This window comes from Streptomyces sp. SID5910, from assembly GCF_009862125.1.
Lineage (GTDB): Bacteria > Actinomycetota > Actinomycetes > Streptomycetales > Streptomycetaceae > Streptomyces.
Map to the genome: position 1 here is coordinate 1 of NZ_WWHX01000778.1, position 5,052 is coordinate 5,052.

General features: G+C 69.0%; 5 protein-coding genes. 2 read left to right on the forward strand and 3 right to left on the reverse strand.

Annotation, left to right across the window (positions count from 1 at the left end; translation table 11 throughout):
* Positions 1–279: 279 nt before the first annotated feature.
* From GTW67_RS27565 to thyX, 3 genes are all read right to left on the reverse strand, one after another.
* Positions 280–1,965, reverse strand: a complete 1,686-nt coding sequence (locus GTW67_RS27565) for a ribonuclease J (protein ID WP_161167477.1) — start codon at positions 1,963–1,965, stop codon at positions 280–282.
* Positions 1,966–2,127: 162 nt separating this feature from the next.
* A complete protein-coding gene (dapA, locus tag GTW67_RS27570; protein ID WP_161167478.1) occupies positions 2,128–3,027 on the reverse strand; it encodes a 4-hydroxy-tetrahydrodipicolinate synthase in 900 nt (299 codons plus the stop codon).
* A gap of 208 nt (positions 3,028–3,235) precedes the next feature.
* The gene (gene thyX / locus GTW67_RS27575; protein WP_161167479.1) at positions 3,236–3,976 is read right to left on the reverse strand and encodes an FAD-dependent thymidylate synthase; all 741 of its coding nucleotides are present in this window, start codon (positions 3,974–3,976) and stop codon (positions 3,236–3,238) included.
* A gap of 174 nt (positions 3,977–4,150) precedes the next feature.
* On the opposite strand from thyX, the gene GTW67_RS27580 reads away from it, so the two are divergent.
* Positions 4,151–4,390, forward strand: coding sequence for a hypothetical protein (locus GTW67_RS27580; protein ID WP_161167480.1), 240 nt, complete (start codon positions 4,151–4,153; stop codon positions 4,388–4,390).
* Positions 4,391–4,504: 114 nt separating this feature from the next.
* On the forward strand, positions 4,505–5,052 hold a 548-nt coding region (locus tag GTW67_RS27585; protein ID WP_161167481.1), incomplete at its 3' end, for an SCO5741 family PH domain-containing membrane protein.

Sequence of the window (5,052 nt, forward strand, 5' to 3'; positions counted from 1 at the left end):
GGCTTTTCCCTTCGGTCTTGCGTTTCCGACTCTATCAGATCCTTTTCCGATCCGATTTCCTCGGTGCTTTCCAGGTTCCCGCTTTCGCGTTTCCCTTTCCGGCGGTTCCGACTTTATCAGAGATTCTGAGTCGGATTTCCCGCCCTCCGGGGCGGCTCCGAACCACGAAGTGATCGGGTGCCCGTCCGAGCGGAGATGTAAACGTACTGGAGCGGGGCGCCCCGATGCAAATCGTGGCGCCCCGCTCCTCGTTCACGCGGTCGTGGGTCCGACGGACCGTCAGACCTCCACGACCACAGGGAGGATCATCGGCCGACGTCGGTACTTGTCCGACACCCACTTGCCGAGGGTCCTGCGCACCAGCTGCTGGAGCTGGTGGGGCTCGACGACCCCGTCCTGCGCCGAGCGTTCCAGCGCCTCCACGATCCGGGGCAGGACGTCGGTGAAGGCCGCGTCCTCGATGCCCGAGCCGCGCGCCTGGACGTGCGGGCCTCCGGTGATCTTGCCGGTGGACGAGTCGATGACGACGAAGACCGAGATGATGCCCTCGTCGCCGAGGATCTTGCGGTCCTTGAGGGCCGGCTCGCCGACGTCGCCGACGGAGAGGCCGTCGACGTAGACGTATCCCGCCTGGACCTTGCCGGAGATCTTCGCCTTGCCCTCGACGAGGTCGACGACGACTCCGTCCTCGGCGATGACGATGCGGTCGTGCGGGACGCCGGTGAGGGCGCCCAGCTCGGCGTTGGCCCGCAGGTGGCGCCATTCGCCGTGGACCGGCATCAGGTTCTTCGGCCGGCAGATGTTGTAGAAGTACAGGAGCTCGCCGGCGGACGCGTGGCCCGAGACGTGCACCTTGGCGTTGCCCTTGTGGACGACGTTGGCGCCCCAGCGGGTCAGGCCGTTGATCACGCGGTAGACCGCGTTCTCGTTGCCCGGGATGAGGGACGACGCCAGGATCACCGTGTCGCCCTCGACGATGCGGATCTGGTGGTCCCGGTTGGCCATGCGGGACAGGGCCGCCATTGGTTCGCCCTGGGAGCCCGTGCAGACCAGGACCACTTCGCTGTCCGGCAGGTCGTCGAGGGTCTTGACGTCCACGACCAGGCCCGGCGGAACCTTCAGATAGCCGAGGTCTCTGGCGATGCCCATGTTGCGGACCATGGAGCGGCCGACGAACGCGACCCGGCGGCCGTACTCGTACGCGGCGTCCAGGATCTGCTGGATGCGGTGGACGTGGCTGGCGAAGCTCGCCACGATGATGCGCTTGCGCGCACCGGCGAAGACCTGGCGCAGGACGTTGGAGATGTCGCGCTCGGGCGGGACGAAGCCCGGGACCTCGGCGTTCGTCGAGTCGGCGAGGAGCAGGTCGATGCCCTCCTCGCTCAGCCGCGCGAAGGCGTGCAGGTCCGTGAGCCGGCCGTCCAGCGGGAGCTGGTCCATCTTGAAGTCGCCGGTGTGGACGACCATGCCCGCCGGGGTGCGGATGGCGACGGCCAGCGCGTCCGGGATCGAGTGGTTGACCGCGACGAACTCGCAGTCGAACGGGCCGATGCGCTCGCGGTTCCCCTCCTCCACCTCCAGGGTGTACGGACGGATGCGGTGCTCCTGGAGCTTGGCCTCGATCAGGGCGAGGGTCAGCTTGGAGCCGATCAGCGGGATGTCCGGCTTCTCGCGCAGGAGGAAGGGGACGCCGCCGATGTGGTCCTCGTGGCCGTGCGTGAGGACGATGCCCTCGATGTCGTCGAGGCGGTCACGGATGGACGTGAAGTCCGGCAGGATCAGGTCGATTCCGGGCTGCTCCTCCTCGGGGAAGAGCACTCCGCAGTCGACGATCAGCAGGCGGCCGCCGTACTCGAAGACCGTCATGTTGCGGCCGATCTCGCCGAGGCCTCCCAGCGGGGTGACCCGGAGGCCGCCTGCGGGGAGCGCCGGGGGACGGCGCAGTTCAGGGTGCGGATGACTCAAAAGACTCTCCTCAACCACACGCGCCACGTACCGGTGGGCACGTGGCGCGCGTGACGTTCGTGCATAAGCAGTTGTCTTGGTGGGATGCGGGCACCGGTGGCCCGCGTATTCAGTTGTGAAGCCGTTGTGGCACCTGGCGGTGCGGTGGTGCTAAGTCCGTTGTCAGAGCTGTACCCCGCCGGCAGCAAGATCGATCTTGAGCTGCTCGGTTTCCTCCGCCGTCAGCTCGACCATGGGCGCCCGCAGGGGGCCCGCCGGCAGGCCCTGGAGGGTGAGCGCGGCCTTGGTGGTCATGACGCCCTGGGTGCGGAACATGCCGGTGAAGACCGGGAGCAGCTTCTGGTGGATCTCCAGTGCCTTCTGCACGTCTCCCGCGACGAAGGCGTCCACCATGGCGCGCAGCTCGGGGGTGACGACGTGGCCGACGACCGAGACGAAGCCGACCGCGCCGACCGAGAGCAGCGGGAGGTTCAGCATGTCGTCGCCGGAGTACCAGGCGAGACCGGAGCGCGCGATGGCCCAGCTCGCGCGGCCGAGGTCGCCCTTGGCGTCCTTGTTGGCGATGATCCGCGGGTGCTGCGCGAGGCGGACGAGCGTCTCGGTGTTGATCGGGACGCCGCTGCGGCCGGGGATGTCGTAGAGCATGACGGGCAGCTCGGTGGCATCGGCGATGGCCGTGAAGTGGCGGTACAGGCCCTCCTGCGGGGGCTTGTTGTAGTACGGCGTGACGAGCAGGAGGCCGTGGGCGCCGACGCGCTCGGCGGCGCGGGCCAGCTCGATGCTGTGCTGGGTGTTGTTCGTGCCGACTCCGGCGACGACGTGGGCGCGGTCGCCGACGGCCTCCAGGACGGCTCGTACGAGGTCCGTTTTCTCCGCGTCGCTGGTGGTGGGGGACTCGCCGGTGGTGCCGTTGATGATCAGGCCGTCGTTGCCTGCGTCCACCAGGTGGGCGGCGAGCCGCTGCGCGCCGTCGAGGTCGAGTGCGCCGTCCGCCGCGAAGGGCGTGACCATGGCGGTGAGGACCCGCCCGAAGGGGGTCTGCGGAGTGGAGGTCGGAGCCATGGGTTACACGCTACTCGTTGCTCAGGGCGGGGTCTGCCCTCGGGGGAGGCGGCAGATCGGCACGAAGGTGGAGCCCGGCACTGCCTGCTCGGGGGTTCAAGCAGTGCCGGGTCCCTTTGATCAGGCTAGATGAACTTCTCCAAACGCCGCAATCGGGACACTTCGGGCGGCTGATGCGCACATCTGTGCCCGAGCGGCGCTCGGGGCGTTACGGCGCCACGCGACCGTTGGCATTGAAGGCGGCGTGGGTGAGCGGCATGAGCCGCGCCCACTCCTGCTCCATCTTCTCGCCCACCATCTCGATCTCCCGCTGCGGGAAGGAGGGCACCTTCGCCAGTTCGTGCTGGGTGCGCAGGCCGAGGAAGTGCATCAGCGAGCGCGCGTTGCAGGTGGCGTACATCGAGGAGTACAGGCCGACGGGGAGCACCGCGCGGGCCACCTCGCGGGCGACGCCGGCGGCGAGCATCTCCTGGTACGTCCGGTAGGCCTGGCGGTAGGAGTCCTCCATCGAGCGGCTGACCAGCTCGTGCTGCTCGGCGGTGCCCTCGACGAAGACGTACTTGCCGGGGCGGCCCTGCTGGACCAGCTTGCGGTCGGTGCCCGGCACGTAGAAGACCGGCTGGAGCTCCCGGTAGCGGCCCGACTCCTCGTTGTAGGACCAGCCGACGCGGTGCCGCATGAACTCGCGGAAGACGAAGATCGGGGCGCTGATGAGGAAGGTCATCGAGTTGTGCTCGAACGGGCTGCCGTGGCGGTCCCGGACGAGGTAGTTGATGAGGCCCTTGGAGCGCTCCGGGTCCTTGTTCAGCTCGACCAGGGACTGCTCCCCGACGGTCGAGACGCGGGCGGCGAACAGCACGTCCGAGTCGGTGGCGCTGCTCTTGACCAGCTCGACGGAGATGTCGCTGCGGAGGTCGATCTTGAAATCGTCGGCGGGGGTGTCGGTCACGGGTGGAGGGCCTTCCCATCTTGTCGCTTGGCCAGGCCACTCTACGGCCCGCCGAATGGGGCGATCGGTGCCGTGCCGCGATGAAGTCGGTGAAACTGGGCACCTGCGACGGCGTTCGTTCGTCTGTATGAGTAACAGCGATTCGCTTGATCCCTGAAGGGAGACGCACCTCCGATGATCCGCAGGCGTGAACCCGTGCCGTTCGCCTTCGTCGCCGAAGCCGACAGGTTCCGCAGCAATGTCACTCCCCCGCCCCGCGAGCGGGCGTCCTTCGGCCAGTTGGCCGGGCGCTGGCTGCTGGGGCTCACCGTGGTCGCCGGGATAGCCGGGTCCCTGCTGATCGGGATGCCCGCGTTGTCGGCCGATCAGCCCTCACCACAGCAGCAGCAGTCACAGGCGTCCGAAGGACGCTGAGACGGCATCCGGCCGGTCCTGACTCCATCCGGGGCCCCGAAGGTGGTGACCGGAGACACAGGTCGGTAGCCTCACCGGGCACAGCACACGCCATGGAACGAGTGAGGACCAGCCGTGCCCCTGCCCTTCCTGACGGCCGACCGCGCCTTCGACGCGGCCGAGGACGTCGCGCTGCCCTACGACGACCGCGACCAGTGGCGTCGGCCCTACCGGCCGGGGCCCTGGCGGGTGGGGCTGGCGGCGCTCACGCTGCTGCTCGCCTCGTTCGTCCTGTTCGCGGCGGTCATCATCGCGGTGACGGACTCTGCGTCCTCGGCCGCCGTGGTCTTCGGCGTCGCCCTCGTCATGATCGCCTGCGCCCTGCGGCTGCTGCGCATGGGCGCCTGGGTGAGCGCGCGGGGCGTGCGCCAGGTGGCGTTCTTCACCACCCGCACGGTGGCCTGGCAGCAGATCGCCAGCGTGCGGACGGTGCAGCAGCCGGTGCGGTGGCTCGGCCTGCCGCGCACGGTGCAGGGCCAGGCGCTGCTCCTCGTCCGGCAGGGCCGGGCCGGGGACGGCGTACCCGCGCTGATGACCAGCCACAACGCGGACTTCCTCGCCCGGCCGGAGGCCTTCGACCGGGCCGCCGACACGGTGGAGGCGTGGGCCGACGAGTACCGGCG